The organism is Streptomyces griseorubiginosus (genome assembly GCF_001514195.1).
Lineage (GTDB): Bacteria > Actinomycetota > Actinomycetes > Streptomycetales > Streptomycetaceae > Streptomyces > Streptomyces griseorubiginosus.
Genome location: NZ_KQ948734.1, coordinates 427,534 through 450,024 on the forward strand (window position 1 = coordinate 427,534; position 22,491 = coordinate 450,024).

Here is a 22,491-nt window from a genome sequence, read left to right on the forward strand (position 1 = left end):
GACCCGACTCCGGTACCAGCAGCCGCCGTACGACCCGGACCTGACCGCCGGTCGCGGCAGCCGGTCGCCGTTACACCGGACGCGCGCCCCGGTCCGACCGCCCGAGCCGGTTCGTGACTCGTCCTCGGCGACGGCACCACGGAGCATCAGCAGACCGACGACCGGATTCAGCAGGGAGAGCACGGCGGCTCCTCGGGTCAACTGGGGCGCGGGCGGCGGCGGTTGGAGCCACCGGCTCAGCGGCGGGCTGAACGCGATAGTACTCGTTTCCCGCCGAACGCGATAGTGCGCGAATCCCCGGACCGTTCGCGATGTCCGGCGATCACCAGCCCCGTGGCCGCCAGCACCAGCACGGCGACCGTGCGCAGGGCCGGGCCCATGCCGTGGGCGAGGTCGTGGTGGGCGGCCAGGACCGTGCCGGTGACGGCGACACCGAGAGCCGCGCCGATCTCGCGGGCCGAGGTGCCGAGACCCGAGGCGAGGCCCGCCCGGTCGGAGGGGAGCGCGGTGGCGACCCCCAGGGTGAGCGCGGGCATGGAGAGCCCGGTGCCGGCCGAGATGACCAGCAGCCAGCAGGCGTACAGCGGGTAGGGCGTGCCGGCGTCCACGGTGGACGCGCCCAGCAGGCCGAGGCCGATCAGGGCGAGACCGCCGGCGATGACGGGCATGGGCCGGCCGGACCAGCGGGCGGCCAGTCGCGGCAGCGCCGCCATGCCGACGATCAGCGGCAGGATCGCGACCCCGGTCAGGGCGGGGCCGTAGCCCTTCACTCCTTGCAGGTACTGCGAGTTGACGTAGAAGAGGGAGAACAGGCCGAAGAAGCCGGTCGCCATGCCGAGGGTGGTGGAGCGCAGCCGGGGGGAGGCGAACAGGCGCGGGTCGAGGAGCGGGGCGCGGGAGCGCAGGGAGTGCGCGGTGAAGGCGGCGACGAGGGCCGCGCCCGCCGTGAACGCGGTCAGGATGCCCGGTGAGGTCCAGCCGTGGACGGGGCCCTCGATGATGCCGAAGAGGGTGGCCACCAGGCCCGCGGTGAGCAACAGGGTGCCGAGCGGGGCGAGTTGCTGCCGAGGGGCGCGTTCCGTGCGCGGGGTGGTGACGGCGACGGCACCGGCGAGCAGGGCGGCCAGCGGGACCATCAGTGCGAACAGGGCACGCCAGGTGAGGAACTGGCCGACCAGACCGCCGCCCAGGTTGCCCAGCATGCCGCCGATGCCGATCGCCAGGGTCCAGGAGGCCATCGCCCGGGCCCGTCCCTCGGGGCCCGCGAGACGCATCAGGATCGACATGGTCGCCGGGGTGATCAGCGCGGCCCCGGCTCCGGAGACGCCCCGGCCGGCCACGAGGAGCGCCGGGCTCTGGGCCAGCGCGCTGGTGGCGGCGCCTGCCGCGAACAGGGCCAGGCCGGTGAGCAGGGCGCCCTTGTGGCCGTGGCGGTCGCCCAGGGCGCCGGCCGGGATGAGGAGCGAGGCGAAGGCGATGACGTACGCGTCGACCGTCCACAGCAGTTCGCTGGAGGTGGGGTGCAGCGCCGACGAACTCAGCTGCGGGATCAGGAGGTTGATGGCGGCCACCATGCTCTGGGCGACCAGCACGCAGGCACACAGGGCGAGCAGGGTGGAGCGTTTCAGGGCCGGCGCGGTGGCCGCCGGGGCCGGGGCGAGGGCAGGCGAAGGCATGGCTCCTCCAGGGAGCGGGACGGTGGTGTGGGATGCCCTGTCACCGTAGGCTCGGCGGTGTCCTGCACTCCAGTGCAGCCTTTGCAAGGGATCGATGCGTGTGACGCAACTGGATCTGAATCTGCTGGTCGCCCTCGATGTCCTGCTGGAGGAGCAGAGCGTCGGGGGTGCCGCCCGGCGCCTGCATCTGTCGGAGCCCGCGATGTCCCGCACCCTCGGCCGGATCCGCAAGGCGCTCGGCGACCCCGTGCTGGTGCGCGCCGGGCGGCAGATGGTGCCGACCCCGCACGCACTGGCCGTACGCGCCGAGGTGAGCGCGGTGGTGGAGCGGGCGCGGGCCCTGTTCGCGCCCGGGCGGGACGTCGATCTGCGCACGGTGGAGCGGACGTTCACGATCCTCGGGCACGACACCGTCGCCGCGGCCTGCGGGGCGGCCCTTCTGCGGCGGGCGGCCGCCGAGGCGCCCGGGGTGCGCATCCGGTTCCTGGCCGAGAGCCATGTGGACCTGCCGTTCCTGCGGGAGGGGACCGCCGATCTGGAGGTCGGGGTCGTGGACACGGTGGCGCCCGAGGTGCATGTGGAGGCGCTGCACGAGGACCGGATGGTCGGGGTCGTACGGTCCGGACATCCCTTGCTGGAGGGGGAGTTGACGGCGGAGCGGTTCGCCGGGGCCGAGCATCTGACCGTGTCCCGGCGGGGCAGGCTGCGCGGGCCGGTGGACGAGGCGCTCGCCGAACTGGGGCTGGAGCGGCGGGTGGTGGCGGCCGTCGCCACCTTCCCCTCCTCCCTCTTCGTCGTCCGGGACACCGACCTGGTCGGCCTGGTCGGCTCCTGGGCGCTGCCGCTCGCCACCGCGCTCGACCTGGTCACCTTCGACGTACCGCTCCCGCTGCCACCGCTGCCGCTGGGTCTTGCCTGGCACCCGCGGCACGACGCCGACCCGGCCCACGCGTGGCTGCGCCGGACCGTACGGGAACTGCTGGTCGAGTGGCCGGACGCGCGAGCCTGACGGGAGGTCGGGAGCCGGGTCTGACGGGAGGTCAGTTGCCCGGAGGGTGCAGTCGCTTCTCGAACCAGTGGTCGCCGTAGACGTGCTCGCTGTACGGCGGGATCTCCGTGTAGCCGCAGGCCCGGTACATCGCCCGGGCCTCGGTGAGGGACGCGTGGGTGTCGAGGCGCAGTGTGGTGAGGCCGCGCGTGGTGGCCTCCGTCTCCAGGGCGGCGAGGAGGCGACGGGCCAGGCCCAGCCGCCGGGCGTCCGGGTGGACCCATACGTGACGGAGTTCGCCGATGCCCGGTTCCAGTCGTCGCAGGGCTCCGCAGCCCACGGGGCGGCCCTCCTCGTACGCCACCAGGAACGCGCCCGCGTCCCCCGAGACCTCCTCGGGACGGACCAGGTCGGACGGGTCGAAGCCCTCCGGGAAGCGGGCGTCGATGTCGGCGGCGTAGGCGTCGAGACAGGCGCGGGCGTCCGGGGCGGCGCCGTCGACCCGGGTCACGGTGATGCCGGCCAGGCGCAGCAGGCGCTGGGCGGTGCCGATCGCCTCGGTGAGGCGGTCGCGCTGGGGGCCGCTGAGCCCTTCGAGCAGACCGGCCGCCAGGGCGTCGGCCCGGCGGTTCTGTTCCGCGAGCTCGACCCGTCCGGCACGCGTCAGCTCGACCACCCGCAGTCGGCTGTCGCCCGGGTGGACACTGACCCGGACCAGGCCCTGGGCCTGGAGGGTCTTCGTCATCCGGCTCAGATAGCCGGCGTCCAGCCCGAGCCGGCCCCTGAGCTCGCGCAGCGAGACCCCCTCGCCGATCTCGAACAGCAGCCGCGCCTCGCCGAGCGGACGGTCCTGGCCGAGGTAGTGGTCGTCGAGCGCGCCGATACGGCGGGTGAAGTAGCGGTTGAACCGGCGGAACTCCGCCACCTGCTCTGTCGACACCGGGTCCATAACCTTTGACTGTAGTCAAAGGATTGTCCGGGAGTCCATCAATCCGGCATTCCGGTTTCCGGTCCCCATCCGCACCTCTATGCTGATGGTTTGTCAACAAGCGACAACAGCACAGCTTTTGCACGCATCGGGGGAGTCGCGTGACCACTGCATCCGTACCTCGGCAACCGCAGGCCGCCCCGCCGGGTCCGGTCACACCGCCGCACGCCAGCGAGGCGACCCGCCTCCTCTGCGCCGGCACCTACCTGGATTCCGGTTACCGCGACCGGGTCATCGAGCAGCTGCACCTGAACGAACAGCGGATCGTCGCGCCCTCGCTCGGCCTCGACGCGGCCCGGGTGCTCGCGCACGCGCTGCGCGCCCGCCGCCAGGAGCTGCTGTGGGCCGGGGCGATCATCGGCCTCTGGGTGATCGGACTGCCGCTCACCGGCGGACTTCTGGGCTTCGCCCTCGTCCCCAGCCTCATGCTCGCCGTCGCCCCGTGGGTCCGCGGCAAGAGCGGCAACCCGCCGCTGTACCGGTGGCTGCCCGCCCTGCTGTTGCGCTGGTGGGGCCGGATCGGCTTCGCGGTCTTCCTGGCCGCCACCCTCTTCCTGGCCTTCGGCGGCGGGGACGACGATTCCGCCTACGGGTCCTCCTACGGCGGCTCGTCCTCCTACGACGACGGCTACTTCGGCGGCTCCTACGGCGACTCGCCCGACGTGACGGACCTCCTTTTCCCCGACGTCGGCCGGGCCGGTGGACTCGTCGACCCCCTCCAGGCCTGGCTCGTGATCGTCGTCCTCGCCCTGATCGCGGCCTGTGTGGCCGCCCAGCGCGGCCAGTTCGCCCGGGCCGTGAGCGCCGAACTGTCCCCGCAGCGCTTCCCGGACGCGGCCGGCGACCCCGCCGAACGGGCCGAGGGGCCCCGCTTCCAGCGGCTGAAGGAACGCATCCGGCTCGAACAGCACGCCCCGCTCGTCATGTACCACGAGAAGCGGCCCTTCTGCGGGGCCGGAGCCGCCTACGAGACCTGGGTGCTCGCCGTCGAACTGCGGCCCGACGAGAGCAGGGAACAGCTCCCGCTGAACAACCGCGCGGTGCTGGAGAAGATCCGCCCGCTGCTCGAACAGCTGCGGCTGCCCTCGGAGTTCGCCGGACACACGGTCCGCGACCGGCTGCGCTGGCTGGAGATCGACGAGTGCGTGTTCCTGCCCGCGGAGGGACTGCGCCGGCGCGAGGAGGCGCCGTACCACCCGGGGGCCTTCGAGGAGCACCGGGCGCGGGCGGTCGAGGAGGGCGCCGAGAAGCGGCGGCACTTCCTGCGCATCCGCGTCGGCGGCTGGGAGGAGGAGCTGGTCGTCACGGTCTTCGTGCGCGTCCACACCCAGGGCCGCATGCTCATGCTGGAGATCGCCCCGCACGTCCTGCTGCCGGTGCGCGAGGACTTCAAGGACGCCGACCGCGCGGCGCACAACTACCGCCACAACAACGTGCTCGGCAAGGCGGTCTGGGCCATGGCCCGGGTGCCGGGCTCCGCGGCCGGCTCCCTCGCCACCCTCGGCAGGGGCGTCGCCTACCTGTGGAAGCTGCTCACCGGCGGCTTCGCGGGCGCGCTGCCGGACGGGCCTGCGCTGTCGGTGCGGGAACTGGGCTCCATGGACGAGGGGTCCACCTTCCAGGAGATGGACGCCTACCGCTATCTCCGCAGCGTCCAGGACCGGGTCGCGCACGGCGTGCTCACCGCGCTCGCCGAATCCGGTTACCAGACCGGCGAGTTCGTCCAGAAGATCGTCAACATCAGCAGTGGCGGGGTGCATGTCGAGGGCGGCGTCCACGGCAGTACGTTCGCGGCGGGCAAGTACGCCACCGCGTCCTCGGGGACCGCGTCGCAGAACTCGCAGAAGGGGAGCGGCAGCAATGGCAACGGATGAACCGGGCGTCAGCATCACCGGAGGGGTGCACGGCAGCACCTTCGCCATCGGCAGCCACGCGCGTGCCGAGAGCCACCACGGGGTCGCGCCCGGACGGGACGAGGACGCCGAGGCGCTCCTCGCCGCTGTACGGGAACTCCGTGCCGACCTCACGAGACTGAGGTCCACGGACGAGACGGCCACCCTGGACACCGCGCTGGCCGAGACGGAGGAGGAGCTCGTCACGACGGGCCAGGCGGGACCGACCCGCCGGGAACGTCTGCGGGCCCTGCTGGACGATTCACAGGCACTGGTGAACCTGGTCGCCTCGGCGGGGGCCGTGGCGGGGTTGCTCGGGCTGTGACCGCGGCGGTGACAGGGGCCGGGACAGAGGCGAGGGGGAGAGCGTGAGCGGGGGCGTGCGGTACTGGAACGAGGAGACGCAGCGCTGGGAGGACGGGGACGGCGGCCCTACGGCGACGGGTCCGGTCACTCCGCCGCCGTCGGCGACCGGTCCGGTCACGCCGCCACCGCCGCCGCCATCGGAGAGGCCGGGGACAGTGCCGCCGCAGACTCCGGTGTGGCCGCCGGCGGCCGGGTCGGACGTCACGGGGGCGGGGGCCGGGACGGTCGCGGGGGCTGGCACGGCGGCGGGGCCCGGAACTGAGACGGGGCCGGGTGCGCGGGGCGCGGGTGCCGGAGCGGCCGCTGACGTGCCCGGTCCTGGAGCGCCCGCCGACGTGCCCGGTCCCGTTGGCGTGTCCTCCCCACCCCCGCCCTCCCCTCCCGTCGGCTGGCCCGGGGCCGGTGGCGGCAGCACCTGGCACGGGCCCGGTGTCCCGGACGGCGGCTGGTCGTCGGTCGAGCAGGTCGGCGGCGGGGGTGTGCCGTCGGCCGAGTGGTCCGGGTCCTCCTGGTCGACTGGCGGGACCGGCGGGACCGGCGGGCATACGGCCGTCGTCCCGCCCACCCCGCCCGCCGCGCCCGCCGCCGCCAGGAACCGCCGGCTCGTCTGGTCCGTGCTCGGCGGAGCCGCTGCCGTCGGGGTCGTCACCACCCTGGTGCTGACCCTGGTGGTGGGCGGCGGTGACAAGGACGACCAGGGCGGGGGCGGGAGTCCGTCGCCGACGCATGTCGTCTCGCAGCAGGGGGAGCCCGAGGACTCGCCGACCCCCTCGCCCACCGAGGAGTCCGCGTCCCCGCTCGCCTCGGCGCCCCAACTCCCCGACGGATACGAGCTGTACGTGGACGAGGAGGGTTTCCGCATCGCCCGCCCGGTGGGCTGGTCGCGGAGCACCGTGCCGTCCCAGTTCGGCATCGACGTCGTCAACTACCGCAGCCCCGGCGGCGAACAGCGGCTCCAGGTGTACCAGATCGCGGAGAGCTCCCCGGAGGAGTCCTTCGCGCTGTACCTCTCCGCCGACACCACCAAGCCGGACGGCTTCAAGAAGCTGGACCTGCGGCCCGTGGACGACGACGGGTTCACCGGCCGGCGCCTGGAGTACGTGGCCGACACCCTCAGCGGCGAGCCCGACCTGGGCCGCTGGCACGTCTACGACGAGCGGTTCGTCGCACAGGACGGCCTCATCTACGCGGTCGCCGCCTACGGCCTCGACAAGAACGGCGGCCAGGACGAACTGAAGCTTCTGACCAGCGCGTTGAAGGGATTCTGCGCACCCTACTCGTGCGACCCGGCGGCGATCGACTGACCCTGGACGAGGCCGACCGGACCCCGCCGGTGCGCGTGGCTCACGCGTTCCGCAACTCGTCCTGGAGCTTGTCCACGTCCACGCTCTCGCCGGCCGGCGGTGTCTTCGAGGGGACCGGCCTGCCGTAGTCCGAGAAGGACAGCGCCAGGTCGGTCCCGCCGCCCTTCTGCGTGGCCCGCACCAGCCGGTGCGGGGTGTCCGACGTGACGTACAGGACCACCCGCTTGCCCTCCGCCGTGCCCTTCAGCGGGATCACCTCCGTGCCGTCGACCTTCGTCGGCGCACCCTTCGTCAGCCGCCGCGCGTCGGAGGAGTCCGCGGTGATCTCCTTCTGGAAGGAGGTCAGATCGCAGGTTTCGGCCATGCCCCTCAGCATCGCGTCGTGCGTGGAACCGTGGAGGTAGCGGTTCTTGAGGAGTTCGGCCACCGCGTCGCCCTGACCGCCCGGTACCTGAGCCTTCCAGAACGCGGTGTCCGGCTTCATCCACACCTCGGCGCCCCGCTTGACGATCTCCACACGGCCGCCGCCCGCTCCCATCCTCAGCGTCCCGGCGCAGTTGCCGTCCTGGTCGAGGGCGAGGTCCATCGAGACCGGCTGGGTCCGGCTGGTGCGGGTGTCCGTGCTGTGGTCCGTCAGCCGCAGACGGACGGACTCGGCGTCGAGGAGGTTCTTCTTCGCCTGGTCGACCAGATCGCGTGCGCTCGGGTCGTCGGCCGCGGCGGCGCCCGGACCGAGGAGCGACGACACGACGAGCGCCGCGCCCGCCGCCGTGACGGTCAGCACTCTCCGTGTCATGGCGTCACCTCCACGAAAGGCACGACCAGCCTACGTTTGTCCCTTTTTGTCCGCATGTTCAGTGAGCCAGGGCACTTTCGGCCACCGATTGCGCATGCAATCGAGGGTCGGGGGCATGCGATGACGGTCCCGGTGAGTGACACGCGTGTGACGCAGGGGCACTGAACAGGAACGGAAGGCAACACCGATCATGGCCGGACAGCAGGCGCGGCTCGAGCCGCACACCATCCACGCGGGCGGCGAGTGGCGCGCAGCCGTCTCCGGAGCCACCCGCGACATCCTCGACCCCGCCGACGCTCGGCCGTTCGCCGTCGTCGCCGAGGGTGACGAGAAGGACACCGATCTGGCGGTCGCCGCCGCCCGCCAGGCCTTCGACTCAGGACAGGGCCCCTGGCCGCTCACCCCCGTCGCCGAACGCGCCGCACTGCTGCGCCGCGTCGCCGATCTTCTCGTACGCGACCGCGAAGAACTCGGCCTGCTGGAGAGCCGGGACGCGGGCAAGACCGTGGAGGAGGGCCGGGTCGACATCGACTGTGTCGCCGACGCCTTCCGCTACTTCGCCGACCTCGTCGCGGGCGAGGCGCCCGGCCGGGTCGTCGACGCCGGCTCGACCGACATCCACAGCGTCGTCGTCCACGAACCGCTCGGCGTGTGCGCGCTGATCACCCCCTGGAACTACCCGCTGCTCCAGGCCAGTTGGAAGATCGCCCCGGCGCTCGCGGCCGGCAACACCTTCGTGGTCAAGCCGAGCGAGATCACCCCGATGACGACGATCGCGCTCATCGAGCTGCTGGTCGAGGCCGGGCTGCCGGAAGGCGTCGCCAACATCGTGACCGGCCCCGGCCACACCGTCGGCGCCCGGCTCGCCGAGCACCCCGACGTGGACCTGGTCTCCTTCACCGGCGGTCTGGTCAGCGGCACCAAGGTCGCCCAGGCCGCCGCCCCCACCGTCAAGAAGGTCGCCCTCGAACTCGGCGGCAAGAACCCCAACGTGGTCTTCGCCGACGCCTGCGCCACCCCCGAGGGCTTCGACACCGCCGTCGACCAGGCCCTGAACGCCGCCTTCATCCACAGCGGCCAGGTCTGCTCCGCGGGCGGCCGTCTCATCGTCGAGGAGTCCGTCCGGGACCGTTTCGTGGCCGAACTCGCCCGCCGCGCCGCGAAGATCCGCCTCGGCCGCGGCACCGAGGACGGGGTCGAGTGCGGGCCGCTGGTCTCCGAGCAGCAGCGCGCCAAGGTCGAGGACTACGTCGCCTCCGCGCTGGAGGAGGGCGCGGTGCTGCGCTCCGGCGGACAGCGCCCCGAGCCGTCGCCCGAACGCCCCGCCGACGGCTACTTCTACGAGCCGACGGTCCTCGACCGCTGCCACCGCGAGATGCGGGTCGTGCGGGAGGAGGTCTTCGGACCCGTCCTCACCGTGGAGACCTTCCGCACGGAGGAAGAGGCCATCGCCCTCGCCAACGACACCGAGTACGGCCTCGCCGGAGCCGTCTGGACCGCCGACGCCGGACGCGCCCGCCGGGTCGCGGGGCGCCTGCGCCACGGCACCGTCTGGATCAACGACTTCCACCCCTACCTCCCGCAGGCGGAGTGGGGCGGCTTCGGCAAGAGCGGGGTGGGCCGCGAGCTCGGCCCCGCCGGCCTCGCCGAGTACCGCGAGACCAAGCACGTCTACCAGAACCTGGCCCCCAAGCCGGTTCGCTGGTTCGCCGGCTGAGCCCACGCGCGCCCCTCCCTCGCCCACGGCGTTCTCCTCGCCGCTCTCTGCCGCTCTCTTCGTCCTCAAGACTTCACTGGAGTACCCCCATGTCCGATCTCAAACAGGAGTACGACTACGTCGTCATCGGCGGTGGCACAGCAGGCTCCGTCATAGCCTCCCGCCTCACCGAGAACCCCGATGTCACCGTCGCCGTCATCGAGGGCGGCCCCAGCGACGTCGGCCGGGACGACGTCCTCACGCTGCGCCGCTGGATGGGCCTGCTCGGCGGCGAACTCGACTACGACTACCCCACCACCGAGCAGCCCCGCGGCAACTCCCACATCCGGCACAGCCGCGCCCGGGTCCTCGGCGGCTGCTCCTCCCACAACACGCTGATCGCCTTCAAGCCGCTGCCCTCCGACTGGGACGAGTGGGAGGAGGCCGGCGCCAAGGGCTGGGGCGCGGTGCCGATGGAGGCGTACTACGCCCGGCTGAAGAACAACATCGTCCCGGTCGACGAGAAGGACCGGAACGCCATCGCCCGCGACTTCGTCGACGCGGCCCAGAAGGCCCTCCAGGTGCCGCGGGTCGAAGGCTTCAACAAGAAGCCCTTCGACGACGGCGTCGGCTTCTTCGACCTGGCCTACCACCCCGAGAACAACAAGCGGTCCTCGGCGTCGGTCGCGTATCTGCACCCGGTGATGGACGAGCGCCCCAACCTCACCATCCTGCTGGAGACCTGGGCGTACAAGCTGGAGCTGGACGGCACGCGGGCACACGGCGTGCACGTGCGGTCCAAGGACGGCACGGAGACCCTGATCACGGCTCGCCGTGAAGTCGTCCTGTGCGCGGGCGCCGTCGACTCGCCCCGGCTGCTGCTGCACTCCGGCATCGGCCCGCGGAAGGACCTCGAGGCGCTCGGCATCCCCGTCGTGCACGATCTGCCGGGCGTCGGCGAGAACCTCCTCGACCACCCCGAGTCGGTGATCGTCTGGGAGACCGACGGCCCGATCCCCGACAACTCCGCGATGGACTCCGACGCGGGCCTGTTCGTGCGCCGCGACCCCGACCACGCGGGCCCCGACCTGATGTTCCACTTCTACCAGGTCCCCTTCACCGACAACCCCGAACGTCTCGGCTACGAACGCCCCGCGTACGGCGTCTCGATGACCCCGAACATCCCCAAGCCGAAGAGCCGCGGCCGCCTGTACCTCACCAGCGCGGACCCGGAGGTCAAGCCGGCCCTCGACTTCCGGTACTTCACCGACGAGGACGACTACGACGGCCGCACCCTCGTCGACGGCATCAGGATCGCCCGCGAGGTCGCGGCGACCGAACCGCTCGCCGGCTGGCTCAAGCGGGAGGTGTGCCCCGGCCCCGACATCACAAGTGACGAGGAGCTGAGCGAGTACGCCCGCAAGGTCGCGCACACCGTCTACCACCCGGCGGGCACCTGCCGCATGGGTGCCGCCGACGACGAACTGGCCGTCGTCGACCCCGAACTGAGGATCCGCGGCCTCGACGGCATCCGCATCGCCGACGCGTCCGTGTTCCCGACCATGACCGCCGTGAACCCCATGATCGGGGTGCTCATGGTCGGTGAGAAAGCCGTCGATCTGCTGGGAGGTGGTGCGTGATGAGTACGACCGCGACCATGGAGAAGCCCCCGACCACCGACAACCCGGTGTTCTCCGTCGACGGCCTGTGGAAGGTCTTCGGCCCCAAGGCGGACCTCGTGCCCGAGGACGCCGAACTGGCCGCCCTCGACCCCGCCGACCTGCGCGAGCGGACCGGCTGCACGGCCGCCGTCCGCGATGTGAGCTTCGACGTCCGCAAGGGCGAGGTCTTCGTCGTCATGGGCCTGTCCGGCTCCGGCAAGTCCACGCTGGTGCGCTGTCTGACCCGGCTCATCGAGCCGACCGCGGGCACCATCTGCATCGACGGCGAGGACGTCCGCGCGATGGACAAGTCCCGGCTGCGCGAACTGCGCCGCCACCGCGCCGCGATGGTCTTCCAGCACTTCGGCCTCCTCCCGCACCGCACGGTCCTCGACAACGTGGCGTACGGCCTGGAGGTCCAGGGCGTCGGCAAGGCCGAGCGCCGGGCGCGGGCCGCCGAGGTCGTCGTCAAGGTCGGCCTGGAGGGCATGGAACAGCGCAAGCCGTCCCAGCTGTCCGGCGGCCAGCAGCAGCGCGTGGGCCTCGCGCGGGCGCTCGCCGTGGACCCCCAGGTCCTGCTGTTCGACGAGCCGTTCAGCGCGCTCGACCCGCTGATCCGGCGGGACATGCAGGAGGAGGTCGTGCGCCTGCACCGCGAGGAGGGCCGCACGATGGTCTTCATCACGCACGACCTGAGCGAGGCCCTCAAGCTCGGTGACCGCATCGCCCTGATGCGCGACGGCAAGGTCGTCCAGCTGGGCACCCCGGAGGAGATCGTCGGCTCCCCGGCCGACGGCTATGTCCGCGAGTTCGTCCGGGACGTGCCGCGCGAGCAGGTCATGACGGTCCGCAGGGCCATGCAGCCCGGCGGCTGCGCGGGCCCGACGCACCCGGGCGCCCTCGCCCCCGACGCCGTCGTCGCCGACGCCATCAAGGTGGTCGCCGAGCGCGGCGGCCCGGCGTGCGTCGTCGAGCGGGGCCGCTGCCTGGGTGTCGTCGACCACGAGCGGCTGCTCGGCGTGGTCGCCGGTACGCAACTCCGTGACGGATCCCCGGCACCGCGGTCTTCCGAGGGGGCCTCCGGAGCCTCCGGAACGGAGCTTCGCAAGGAGGCCGTCTGATGGCTACCGTCACCGCGTCCACGCCCCGCTCCCTGCCCACCCATCTGCTCAGGCACCGTGCGGTCCACAAGATCCTGCTCATCGCCCTCGCCGCGGCGGTCCTCGTGCCGCTCGCCAACGCGCAGTGGGCGAGCGGCAGTTGGCCCGCCGCCCTCACCGTCGACCTCACCAAGCCGCTCGGCAGCGCCAGCGACTGGATCATCGACAACCGCGACAGCCACCCGCTGTTCCTCTACTTCTTCGGCTACCTCAGCAACGCCGTCGTGATCTCCGTGCACGCCGTGTACGTGGTCCTGCTCGGCGCGGGCTGGGCCGGCGTCACCGCGCTCGGCGCCCTGGTGGCCTGGCGGGTCGCCGGTCTGCGGCTCGCCCTGGGCACCGCGGCCGCGTTCCTCGCCTGCGGGCTGCTCGGCATGTGGGTCCCCACCATGCAGACCCTCGCCCTGATGGTCGTCGCCGTGCTCGCCTCGGTCCTGGTCGGCGCCCTGCTCGGGCTGGCCGCCGGACTCTCCCCCCGGATGGACAAGATCCTGCGACCGGTCCTGGACACCATGCAGGTCATGCCCGCCTACGCCTACCTCCTCCCGGTGGTCCTGGTGTTCGGCATGGGCGTGCCCGCCGCCGTCCTCGCCACCGTCGTCTACGCCGCCCCGCCCATGGCCCGCCTCACCGCGCTCGGCCTCCAGGGCGCGGACAAGGGGGTCCTGGAAGCCGTGGAGTCCCTCGGCACCACCGCCCGCCAGCGGCTGCTGACCGCCCGCATCCCGCTGGCGCGCAAGGAACTCATGCTCGGCCTCAACCAGACGATCATGATGGCCCTGTCGATGGCCGTCATCGCGTCCGTGATCGGCGCCGGCGGCCTCGGTGACCGCGTCTACCAGGCGCTGGCCTCGGTCGACGTGGGCGCCGCCCTCGCGGCCGGCATCCCCATCGTGCTGCTGGCCGTCGTCCTCGACCGGGTCACCGGCGCGGCCGGCGCGGTCGACGACAGCGCTGAGGACGCGGGCCGCGCCGCCTGGGCGTACGCCCTCGCGGGAGCCGTCGTCGTGGCGGTCGCCGGACGGCTGCTCGGCAGGCTCGACTGGCCCGACGCCTGGACCCTGAACATCGCCGAGCCCGTCAACCGGGCCGTCGACTGGATGACCGCCCACCTCTACTCCGGCGTCCCCGTCATCGGCGGCACCGCCGACTGGGCCGCCCACTTCACCACCTGGATCCTCGACCCGGTCCGCGACGGTCTCCAGGCGCTGCCCTGGTGGTCCGTGCTGCTCGTCGTGGCCACCCTGTCCTGGCTGATCGGCACCTGGCGCACCGCCCTCACCGCGGTCCTCGCCATGGCCGCGATCGGCGTCCTCGGGGTGTGGACACCGGCGCTGGACACGCTCTCGCAGGTCCTCGCGGCCGTCGCCGTCACCCTCGTGCTGGGCTTCGCGACCGCCGTCGCGGCCGCTCGCAGCGACCGCTTCGACCGCATGCTGCGACCCGTCCTGGACGTCTTCCAGACGATGCCGCAGTTCGTGTACCTGATCCCGGTCGTCGCCCTGTTCGGCGTGGGCCGCGCACCCGCCGCCGCGGCAGCCGTCGTCTACGCCCTGCCCGCCGTCGTCCGCATCACCACCCAGGGACTGCGCCAGGTCGACCCGGCCGCCATGGAGTCCTCGCACTCGCTCGGCGCGACCAGCTGGCAGCAGCTGCGCCAGGTCCAGCTCCCGCTCGCCCGGCCCGCGCTGCTGCTCGCCGTCAACCAGGGCGTGGTCCTGGTCCTCGCCGTCGTCGTCATCGGCGGCCTGGTCGGCGGCGGTGCGCTCGGCTACGACACGGTCTTCGGCCTGGCCCAGGGCGACCTGGCCACCGGCCTTGTCGCCGGTGCCGCCATCGTCTGCCTCGGCCTGATGCTCGACCGGGTCACCCAGCCGACCGAACGCCGTACGGGGAAGGGAGCCTGACATGCGCGTCCGTACACTCGCCGCCGCCGGATCCCTGCTGCTGCTCACGGGCTGCGGTGCCGCCGACATGACCAAGCAGGCCTCGCCGTTCGCCAACGCCCACGGCTCCAAGAGCGTGACCCTGTCCGTGCAGTCCTGGGTCGGCGCACAGGCCAACGTGGCCGTCGCCCAGTACCTGCTGGAGCACGAGCTCGGCTACCGCGTCGACACCGTCCAGGTCGACGAGGTGCCCGCCTGGGACGCGCTCAGCCAGGGCCGGGTCGACGCGATCCTGGAGGACTGGGGCCACCCCGAGCAGGAACAGCGGTACGTCAAGGACAAGAAGACCATCACGCCGGGCGGCGGGCTCGGCGTGACCGGGCACATCGGCTGGTTCGTCCCGACGTACTTCGCCAAGCAGCACCCGGACGTCACCAACTGGAAGAACCTCAACAAGTACGCCTCCCAGCTGCGTACCGCGGAGAGCGGCGGCAAGGGCCAGCTCATGGACGGCTCCCCGTCCTACGTCACCAACGACAAGGCGCTGGTGAAGAACCTCAAGCTGGACTACCAGGTGGTGTTCGCCGGCTCCGAGGCCGCGCAGATCACCCAGATCCGGCAGTTCGCCAAGGAGAAGAAGCCCTTCCTGACCTACTGGTACGCCCCCCAGTGGCTGTTCAAGAAGGTCCCGATGACCGAGGTCAAGCTGCCCCCCTACAAGGAGGGCTGCGACGCGGACCCGGCGAAGATCACCTGCGCCTATCCGCACACCCCGCTCCAGAAGTACCTCAACACGGACTTCGCCAAGTCCGGCGGCAAGGCGGCGGCCTTCCTGAAGAAGTTCAAGTGGACGACCGAGGACCAGAACGAGGTCTCCCTGATGATCGCCGACCAGAAGATGACGCCGGAGGACGCGGCGAAGAAGTGGGTGGACAGCCACGAGTCCACGTGGAAGGCGTGGCTGTCCTGAGCCCGTGGGAGGGCGTGGCTGCCCTGAGTCCGTAGGGGGCGTGGCTGCCGTGGCCGCCGCTGTCAGCGCCTGAGTTCGTCGGTCATCCCCTGGAGCGCCAGGGCGGCCCGGCGTTGCAGGCCCGGTCCGAAGGTGACGCGTGTGGCCCCGAGTTCACCGAGCGCGGTGGGCGAGGGGCCCTCGCCGTCCAGACGCCCGAACACATTGAGCGGCCCCTGGATCCCGGACCGCAGCAGGGGCAGTACGTCGGGCGGGGCGCCGATCGGATACACACAGTCGGCGCCCGCGGCGACGTACAACGCCGCCCGCTCGATGGCCCGTGCGGGATCACCGTCGCCGTAGGCGAAGGTGTCCACGCGCGCGTTGACGAACAGCCGGTCCCCGGCCGCGTACCGCACCTCGGCCAGCCACTCCGCGTGCCCACGCGGGTCCTTGAGCACCCCCTGGTGGGAGTCCTCCAGGTTGCAGCCCACGGCGCCCGCCTCCAGCAGCCGCTCCACCAACTCCTTGGGCGCCAGGCCGTACCCGCCCTCCACGTCCGCCGACACGGGGACGTCCACGGCCCCGCAGACGCGCGCCACCGCCGCGAACATCTCGTCGGCCGGTGTGGACCCGTCCTGGTGGCCGAGTGCCGCGGCGATCCCCGCACTGGGCGTGGCGAGCGCCGGGAACCCGGCCTCCTCCAGCACCCGCGCGCTGACCGCGTCCCAGGGGCCGGGCAGGACGAGCGGATCGCCCGGGAGCCGGTTCCTGTGCAGGGCGCGGAAGATCTCCACCTTGTCCGACATCACGGCTGATACCCCCCAGGCGGAATCCGGCGGCCGACCATCACCCGGTTCCAGTTGTTGATGGCGACGACCAGGCCGATGAGATGGGCGAGTTCACGGTCGTCGAAGTGCTTCGCGGCCCTCTCGTACACCTCGTCGGGCACCCGGCCGTCCGTCAGCACGGTCACCGCCTCGGTCAGCGCTAGCGCGGCCCGCTCCCGCTCGTCGAAGACGCCCTCCGCCTCCTCCCAGGCGGCGAGCAGATCCAACTGCTGGGCACTCACGCCGAGTTCGCGCGCGATCGTGAGATGCATGTCGAGGCAGAACGCGCAGTGGTTGAGCTGCGAGGCCCGGACGACGACGAACTCGGCGAGGGCGGGATCGCCGAGCCCCCTCTTCGCGGCCGCGCTGAGTGCGGACAGGGCGCGGGCGACCTCGGGGTCCAGGACGTCCGTACGGCTCACTCGTGCTTCCCCGCCTCGTAGTGGCCCGGCACCATCCGGCAGGTCACACCGAACCGGTTCCACGCGTTGATCACCGTGATCGCGGCGATCAGCTGGGCCAGCTCGGCCTCCTCGAAGTGCTTGGCCGCGTGGTCGTACACCTCGTCCGGCACGAAGCCGTCGGTGAGGACGGTGACCGCGTCGGTCAGCGCGAGGGCCGCGACCTCCTGCTCGGTGTAGAAGTGCCGCGACTCCTCCCACGCGCCGAGCTGGATGATCCGCTCGACGCTCTCGCCGGCCGCGAGGGCGTCCTTGGAGTGCATGTCGAGGCAGAACGCACAGTGGTTGAGCTGCGAGGCCCGGATCTTCACCAGCTCCAGCAACCGGGGGTCCAGACCCTTACGGGCGGCGGTGTCGAGGCGGAGCATCGCCTTGTAGACCTCGGGGGCGTGCTGGGCCCAGGCCAGGCGGGGGGCGGTCTCGGCGGTGTGGCGGGCGGGTTCCTCGGGGGAGCGGCGGGCGGTTTCCGGGCGGGTGGTGCGGGCGGTCTCCTCTGTGGTCATGCCTCGACCCTAGGAGCCAGGCAGCCCAGGGGTATGGTCCACTTTCATGGCGAAACCCTGGGCCACTTTCGGCATCGACCTGCATCTCGAACCCGCCGCGGGCGGCCTGCGGCGCGGCCTCACGGACGCCCTGCGCGAGGCCGTCCGCACCGGCCGCCTCGCCCCCGGCACCCGGCTGCCCTCCTCCCGCTCCCTCGCCGCCGACCTGGGCATCGCCCGCAACACGGTCGCCGACGCCTACGCCGACCTGGTCGCCGAGGGGTGGCTCAGCGCCCGCCAGGGGTCGGGCACGCGGGTGGCCGAACGGGGGGTCGGGGTGGGGGCAGGGGGCGATGTCGGTGCGGGTGCGGGTGCGGGTGCGGGTGCGGGTGCGGGTGCCGGTGCTGTGGGCGGTGCCGGTGTCGCTGCCGGTACCGCTGCTGTGGGCGGGGTCGGTGCCGGTGTCGGTGTCGCCGGTGTGTTGGCCGGCCCCGGCTCCCGGCCCGGTGTCCCCGGCACGTCCCCGTCCCCCGAACCCGTCCACCGACGCACCCGCGGGCTCCCGCCACCGCCCGCCCCCCGGCCCCTCTACAACCTGATCCCCGGCACCCCCGACCTCGCCTCCTTCCCGCGCGCCGAGTGGCTCAAGGCCGCCCGCCGCGCCCTCACCACCGCCCCCTACCAGGCCCTCGACTACGGCGACCCCCGCGGCCGCGTCGAACTGCGCACCGCCCTCGCCCACTACCTGGCCCGCGCCCGCGGGGTCCGCGCCGACCCCGACCGCATCGTGGTCTGCGCCGGGCTCTCACACGGCCTGCGCCTCCTCGGCGCCCTGCTGCGGGCCCGCGGCGCACGCACGGTCGCCGTGGAGTCGTACGGCCTCGACGTGCACTGGAACCTGCTCGCGGCCGCCGGTCTGCGCACCACCCCGCTGCCCTTCGACGAACGCGGCACCGACCCTGGCCGGTTGACCGACGAGGACGCGGTGCTGCTCACCCCCGCGCACCAGTTCCCGGTGGGCGGCACCCTGCACCGCGACCGGCGGGCGGCCGTGGTCGACTGGGCCCGGCGCACCGGAGGGCTGGTCGTCGAGGACGACTACGACGGGGAGTTCCGCTACGACCGCCAGCCCGTGGGCGCCCTCCAGGGCCTGGACCCCGACCACGTGGTCTACGCGGGGACGGCCAGCAAGTCCCTCGCACCGGGACTCCGGCTGGGCTGGCTGGTGGTGCCGCCCCACCTCATGGCGGAGGTCCTGCGGGCCAAGGGCGGCATCGACGCCTGCGGCTCCCTCGACCAGCTGACCCTCGCCGAGTTCCTGACCTCCGGCGCCTACGACCGTCATGTGCGCGCCGCCCGGCTGCGGTACCGGCGCCGCCGTGACGCCCTGGTCGCCGAGCTCGCCCGCCGGGCCCCGAAGGTCCGCGCCACCGGGATCGCGGCCGGTCTGCACGTGGTGCTGCGGCTGCCCCCGGGCACCGAGCAACAGGCGTTGCGGGCAGCCGCCTGGCACGGCCTCGCCGTCCACGGACTGCACCGGTTCCGACACCCCGAGGCCTGCGTCGAGCAGGACGACGCCCTCGTCGTGGGCTACGGAACCCCACCGGAGCACGCCTGGTCGGGAGCGCTGGAGGCGCTGTGCGCGGCCCTGCCCGAATAGCGCGGCCCGCTTACGGGACGGTCTCCCGGTCGGCATCCACCGGCGCCTCCCCGAACCTGGCCAGCGCCAACGCCCCCGCCACGGCCACCAGGAAGCCCAGGACCGCCACCCACGCCAGCCCCTCCCGCGTGCGGTCCCCGAGCCAGACCACCCCCACCAGTGCGGGCCCGATCGTCTCCCCGATCACCATTCCGGCGGTCGCCGTGGTCACCGAACCCCGCTGGAGCGCCGACGTCAGCGACAGAAAGGCCGCACCCCCGCCGACGAGGAGCGCGTAGGTCGCCGGGTTGGTCGCCAGATCCGACGGCGCCAGCGAGTCGATCAGCCGGACCGACACCTCCACGACCCCGAACCCGAACCCCGCCCCCAGTCCGAGCGCCAACGGCCGCCCCCGCTCCGGCAGCCGCCCGCCCAGCAGCGCCAGCACCAGCACCAGCAGTGCCGTCGCGAGCATCGCGTACCCCAAGGCCGGCGGCCCGTCGCGGTCCCCTTCGGTCCCGGACGCGATCCCCAGCAGCGCCATCCCCGCGCACACCACCCCGACCGCACCCCACTCGGCCCCGCTCAGCCGGACCTTCAGCAGCCTCGCCGAGACCACCGCGGTCACCGCGAGACTCGACGCGAGCGCCGCGCCCACCGCGTAGATCGGGACCGACCGCAGCGCGGCGATCTGGAGCAGGAACCCCAGCCCGTCCAACGCCAGTCCCGCCAGATAACGCCACTGCCGCACCGCCCGCAGGAACAGCGTCACCGCGAACGCCGACCCCTCGCCGTCACCACCTCCCGCGTCCGCGGTCCGCGCTGCCATCGCCTGCAACACGGTGGCCGTCCCGAAGCAGACCGAGGCCCCGAGGGCGCACACCATTCCAAAGAGCACGAAGTGACCTTAGGGGAGGAGGTGAAGGTCGGGCTGCCTTCAAGCCGGCTCTTACGGATCTCTAAGCTGTCCGCCACACACGCACACCGCACACACGGCCTGATCAACGGGGAGACACGGACATGGCGGACGCACGCCGACAACTTCGCTCCGGCACCATCGCACTCGGCGGTGTGGGACTGCTCGCTGCGGCCCTCACCGCCTGCTCCTCCGACCCCGACAAGCGCTGCGTCGACCGGGACAGCTACACCCTCGGCAAGGGTTACCAGGTCGTCGCCGACAAGAACTGCAAGTCCTCCACCTCCGTCAGGGGCACCTACTACTACGGAGGCAAGAAGAACGGCAGCTGGGTCTCGGGCGGCTCCTTCAGCAAGAAGTCCAAGGGATCCGGCAGTTCGTCGAGCGGCGGCGGCAGTGGGGGCAGCGGGGTCGACCGCGGCGGCTTCGGCAGCGGAGGCGACGGCGACGGCGGTACCGGCAAGGGCAGCTCCGGCGGCTGAGGGCCGATCACCATGCGCCGACACACCATCGCCCCCCGCCCGGGCTGGCAGCAGACCGTCGAATCCCAGGGACTGATCTACCCGCTCACCCGCCACCCCGACGACTCCCTGCGGCCGTACTGGGACGAGAGCGCCTACTACTCCTTCACGCTCCCCGAGGTCGAGGCGCTGGAGGAGATCGTCGAAGAGCTCCACCGCATGTGTCTCACGGCCGCCGACCACATCGTCACCGCGAACCGCTTCACCGACCTCGGCATCACCGACCCCCGCGTGGCCGAGGCGGTCGCGGAGGCCTGGCACCGTCGTGCCGAACTCCCTTCCGTCTACGGCCGCTTCGACCTCCGTTACGAGGGCGACGGCCCGGCCAAACTCCTGGAGTACAACGCCGACACCCCCACGTCCCTCGTCGAGGCCGCCTCACCCCAGTGGTTCTGGATGGAGGAGCTCTTCCCGGACGCCGACCAGTGGAACTCCCTCCACGAACGCCTCGTCGCCGCGTGGAAGAAGCAGGCCGCCCTGCTCCCGCCCGGCAGTCCCCTGTACTTCGCGCACTCCTCCGCCGACGAACTCGGCGAGGACCTCATGACGGTCGCCTACCTCAAGGAGACCGCCGAGCAGGCCGGCGTCACCACCGACTGGATCTCGATGGAGGAGATCGGCTGGGACCCGCTCTCCGGACGCTTCGTCGACAACCAACTCCGGTTCATCCGCAGCTGCTTCAAGCTCTACCCCTGGGAGTGGCTCACCACCGACCGCTTCGCCGACCACGTCCTCGACACCCTCGACAACGGCGGCGGCACCGGCAGCACCCTGTGGATCGAACCCGCCTGGAAGATGCTCCTCAGCAACAAGGCGCTGCTGGCCATCCTCTGGGAGCTGTACCCGGACCACCCCAACCTCCTCCCCGCCTATCTCGACGGCCCCCGGGACCTGGCCACCACCACCGGCTACGTCGCCAAGCCCCTGCTGGGCCGTGAGGGCGCCGGAGTCACGATCCACGAACCCGGCACGACCGCACCCCTCCGCGAAGAGGCCTGCTGCTACCAGGAACTGGCCCCCCTGCCCGACTTCGACGGCAACCGTGTCGTCCTGGGCGCGTGGGTCGTCGAGGACGAGTCGGCGGGCCTGGGCATCCGGGAGTCCTCGGGCCTGATCACCGACGAGTACGCACGCTTCCTGCCGCATGTGATCCGCTGAGCGGACGGATCGTCTGAGCGGACGGATGGTCTGAGCGGACGGTGTCGGGGGCGGGCGTCAACGGCGGCGTACGCAGGGGCAGGCCCGCCAGGAAATACGTTGTCGCCCCGTGCCCCCGCGCGCTACGTTCGACGCACTCTGAAGCACCCGCTCTCCAGAACCATCGCCGCAGAACGAGAGCAGGCCCGCGCACAGCGCGCGGTGTCACGGAGGGGCGGCACCGGATCCGGCCGACCGGCGGATCCCGTACGCCCTCCGGAGGACACTCCCATGAACATCGGCCTCGGCCTGCCCATCGACGATCCCGCCCAGCTGCTCACCTGGGCCCGACGCGCCGACACCGGCCCCTTCCGCACCCTCGGTCTGCTCGACCGCCTCGTCTACGACAACCCCGAGCCCCTCGTCACCCTCGCCACTCTGGCCGGTGCCACCTCCCGCATCCGCGTCCAGACCGAGGTGCTCCTCGCCCCGCTCCACAACACCGCCCTGCTCGCCAAGCAGACCGCCACGCTGGACCGCCTCTCCGGCGGGCGCTTCACCCTCGGCATCGGCGTCGGCGGCCGGGAGGACGACTGCCTGGCCGCCGGTATCGACCTCCACCGCCGGGGCCGCCGCCTCGACGAACAGATGACCCTGCTGCGCCGCACCTGGTCCGGTCAGCCGTACGGCGAGGGGGTCGGCCCCATCGGCCCCGCCCCGGTGACGCCGGGCGGCCCGGAGGTCCTCTTCGGCGGGTTCGCCCCCGCCGCCCTCGAACGGGTCGGCCGCTTCGGGGACGGCTTCCTCGGCGCCGCCCTGCCGCCCTCCTTCATGGCCAACCTGTTCCGCGACGCCACCACGGCCTGGCAGAAGCACGACCGCCCCGGCCGCCCCCGCCTGGTCGCCCAGGCGAACGTCGCCCTGGGTCCGGAGACGACCCTCGACCGGGCCCGCAGCAACCTCCGCGACTACTACGCCTTCAGCGGCCACGTGGAGTACATGGAGGCCGGTCTCCTCACCACCCCGCAGCAGATCCGCGAGACCACCGACGCCTACTTCGGCATCGGCGCCGACGAGGTGATGCTCTACTGCTGGGCCCCGGACCCCGACCAGGTCGACCGCCTGGCCGACCTGCTGTTCTGA

20 protein-coding genes are annotated in these 22,491 nt (G+C 72.4%); 13 read left to right on the plus strand and 7 right to left on the minus strand.

All coding sequences use genetic code 11. The annotated features are described in order from the left end of the window. Positions 1 to 236 precede the first annotated feature (236 nt). A complete protein-coding gene (locus AQJ54_RS01965; protein WP_062233204.1) occupies positions 237 to 1,676 on the minus strand; it encodes an MFS transporter in 1,440 nt (479 codons plus the stop codon). 94 nt (positions 1,677 to 1,770) lie between these two features. On the opposite strand from AQJ54_RS01965, the gene AQJ54_RS01970 reads away from it, so the two are divergent. Beyond that, positions 1,771 to 2,685 (plus strand): LysR family transcriptional regulator, encoded by a 915-nt coding sequence (locus AQJ54_RS01970; protein ID WP_062233207.1) that lies wholly within the window; start codon positions 1,771 to 1,773, stop codon positions 2,683 to 2,685. Positions 2,686 to 2,716: 31 nt separating this feature from the next. Here the strand turns inward: AQJ54_RS01970 and AQJ54_RS01975 are convergent, their stop codons facing one another. Beyond that, entirely contained in the window at positions 2,717 to 3,613 is an 897-nt protein-coding gene (locus AQJ54_RS01975) for a bifunctional helix-turn-helix transcriptional regulator/GNAT family N-acetyltransferase (protein ID WP_062233209.1), read from the minus strand. 140 nt (positions 3,614 to 3,753) lie between these two features. On the opposite strand from AQJ54_RS01975, the gene AQJ54_RS01980 reads away from it, so the two are divergent. From AQJ54_RS01980 to AQJ54_RS01990, 3 genes are all read left to right on the plus strand, one after another. Then, positions 3,754 to 5,526 (plus strand): hypothetical protein, encoded by a 1,773-nt coding sequence (locus AQJ54_RS01980; protein ID WP_062233212.1) that lies wholly within the window; start codon positions 3,754 to 3,756, stop codon positions 5,524 to 5,526. Next, a complete protein-coding gene (locus AQJ54_RS01985; RefSeq protein ID WP_062023570.1) occupies positions 5,513 to 5,869 on the plus strand; it encodes a hypothetical protein in 357 nt (118 codons plus the stop codon). Before AQJ54_RS01980 ends, AQJ54_RS01985 begins: the two co-directional genes overlap by 14 nt. 376 nt (positions 5,870 to 6,245) lie before the next feature. Next, the gene (locus AQJ54_RS01990; RefSeq protein ID WP_248845283.1) at positions 6,246 to 7,214 is read left to right on the plus strand and encodes a hypothetical protein; all 969 of its coding nucleotides are present in this window, start codon (positions 6,246 to 6,248) and stop codon (positions 7,212 to 7,214) included. Between the two features lie 40 nt (positions 7,215 to 7,254). Here the strand turns inward: AQJ54_RS01990 and AQJ54_RS01995 are convergent, their stop codons facing one another. Beyond that, positions 7,255 to 8,010 carry a LolA-like protein gene (locus AQJ54_RS01995; protein WP_062233216.1) on the minus strand — a complete coding sequence of 252 codons (756 nt, stop codon included), beginning with the start codon at positions 8,008 to 8,010 and terminating at the stop codon, positions 7,255 to 7,257. Between the two features lie 190 nt (positions 8,011 to 8,200). On the opposite strand from AQJ54_RS01995, the gene AQJ54_RS02000 reads away from it, so the two are divergent. The 5 genes from AQJ54_RS02000 (at position 8,201) to AQJ54_RS02020 (ending at position 15,383) form a co-directional block, all read left to right on the plus strand. Further along, complete coding sequence (locus tag AQJ54_RS02000; protein ID WP_062233219.1) at positions 8,201 to 9,727, plus strand: aldehyde dehydrogenase family protein; 1,527 nt, start codon at positions 8,201 to 8,203, stop codon at positions 9,725 to 9,727. A gap of 89 nt (positions 9,728 to 9,816) precedes the next feature. After that, the gene (locus AQJ54_RS02005) at positions 9,817 to 11,346 is read left to right on the plus strand and encodes a GMC family oxidoreductase (RefSeq protein WP_062233222.1); all 1,530 of its coding nucleotides are present in this window, start codon (positions 9,817 to 9,819) and stop codon (positions 11,344 to 11,346) included. Further along, a complete protein-coding gene (locus AQJ54_RS02010; protein WP_062233225.1) occupies positions 11,346 to 12,488 on the plus strand; it encodes a quaternary amine ABC transporter ATP-binding protein in 1,143 nt (380 codons plus the stop codon). The genes AQJ54_RS02005 and AQJ54_RS02010 overlap by 1 nt, the downstream gene beginning before the upstream one ends. Next, positions 12,488 to 14,434 carry an ABC transporter permease gene (locus AQJ54_RS02015; RefSeq protein WP_062233227.1) on the plus strand — a complete coding sequence of 649 codons (1,947 nt, stop codon included), beginning with the start codon at positions 12,488 to 12,490 and terminating at the stop codon, positions 14,432 to 14,434. The genes AQJ54_RS02010 and AQJ54_RS02015 overlap by 1 nt, the downstream gene beginning before the upstream one ends. A gap of 1 nt (position 14,435) precedes the next feature. Continuing rightward, complete coding sequence (locus tag AQJ54_RS02020) at positions 14,436 to 15,383, plus strand: ABC transporter substrate-binding protein (RefSeq protein WP_062233230.1); 948 nt, start codon at positions 14,436 to 14,438, stop codon at positions 15,381 to 15,383. 62 nt (positions 15,384 to 15,445) lie between these two features. On the opposite strand, the gene AQJ54_RS02025 is transcribed toward AQJ54_RS02020, so the two are convergent. From AQJ54_RS02025 to AQJ54_RS02035, 3 genes are read right to left on the minus strand one after another with little or no spacing between them, the layout of a single operon-like run. Further along, a complete protein-coding gene (locus tag AQJ54_RS02025; protein ID WP_062233233.1) occupies positions 15,446 to 16,171 on the minus strand; it encodes an isocitrate lyase/PEP mutase family protein in 726 nt (241 codons plus the stop codon). Continuing rightward, positions 16,171 to 16,614 (minus strand): carboxymuconolactone decarboxylase family protein, encoded by a 444-nt coding sequence (locus AQJ54_RS02030; protein ID WP_062233236.1) that lies wholly within the window; start codon positions 16,612 to 16,614, stop codon positions 16,171 to 16,173. The genes AQJ54_RS02025 and AQJ54_RS02030 overlap by 1 nt, the downstream gene beginning before the upstream one ends. Next, entirely contained in the window at positions 16,611 to 17,156 is a 546-nt protein-coding gene (locus AQJ54_RS02035) for a carboxymuconolactone decarboxylase family protein (RefSeq protein ID WP_062233239.1), read from the minus strand. Before AQJ54_RS02035 ends, AQJ54_RS02030 begins: the two co-directional genes overlap by 4 nt. A 46-nt stretch (positions 17,157 to 17,202) precedes the next feature. Here AQJ54_RS02035 and AQJ54_RS02040 point away from each other — a divergent pair, with 46 nt between their 5' ends. Further along, positions 17,203 to 18,795 (plus strand): aminotransferase-like domain-containing protein, encoded by a 1,593-nt coding sequence (locus AQJ54_RS02040; protein ID WP_062233242.1) that lies wholly within the window; start codon positions 17,203 to 17,205, stop codon positions 18,793 to 18,795. Between the two features lie 10 nt (positions 18,796 to 18,805). On the opposite strand, the gene AQJ54_RS02045 is transcribed toward AQJ54_RS02040, so the two are convergent. Continuing rightward, complete coding sequence (locus AQJ54_RS02045; protein WP_062234820.1) at positions 18,806 to 19,660, minus strand: hypothetical protein; 855 nt, start codon at positions 19,658 to 19,660, stop codon at positions 18,806 to 18,808. Between the two features lie 134 nt (positions 19,661 to 19,794). Here AQJ54_RS02045 and AQJ54_RS02050 point away from each other — a divergent pair, with 134 nt between their 5' ends. From AQJ54_RS02050 to AQJ54_RS02060, 3 genes are all read left to right on the plus strand, one after another. Further along, complete coding sequence (locus tag AQJ54_RS02050; protein WP_062233245.1) at positions 19,795 to 20,172, plus strand: hypothetical protein; 378 nt, start codon at positions 19,795 to 19,797, stop codon at positions 20,170 to 20,172. A gap of 12 nt (positions 20,173 to 20,184) precedes the next feature. Continuing rightward, a complete protein-coding gene (locus AQJ54_RS02055; RefSeq protein ID WP_062233250.1) occupies positions 20,185 to 21,369 on the plus strand; it encodes a glutathionylspermidine synthase family protein in 1,185 nt (394 codons plus the stop codon). 270 nt (positions 21,370 to 21,639) lie between these two features. Beyond that, the gene (locus AQJ54_RS02060; RefSeq protein WP_062233252.1) at positions 21,640 to 22,491 is read left to right on the plus strand and encodes an LLM class flavin-dependent oxidoreductase; all 852 of its coding nucleotides are present in this window, start codon (positions 21,640 to 21,642) and stop codon (positions 22,489 to 22,491) included.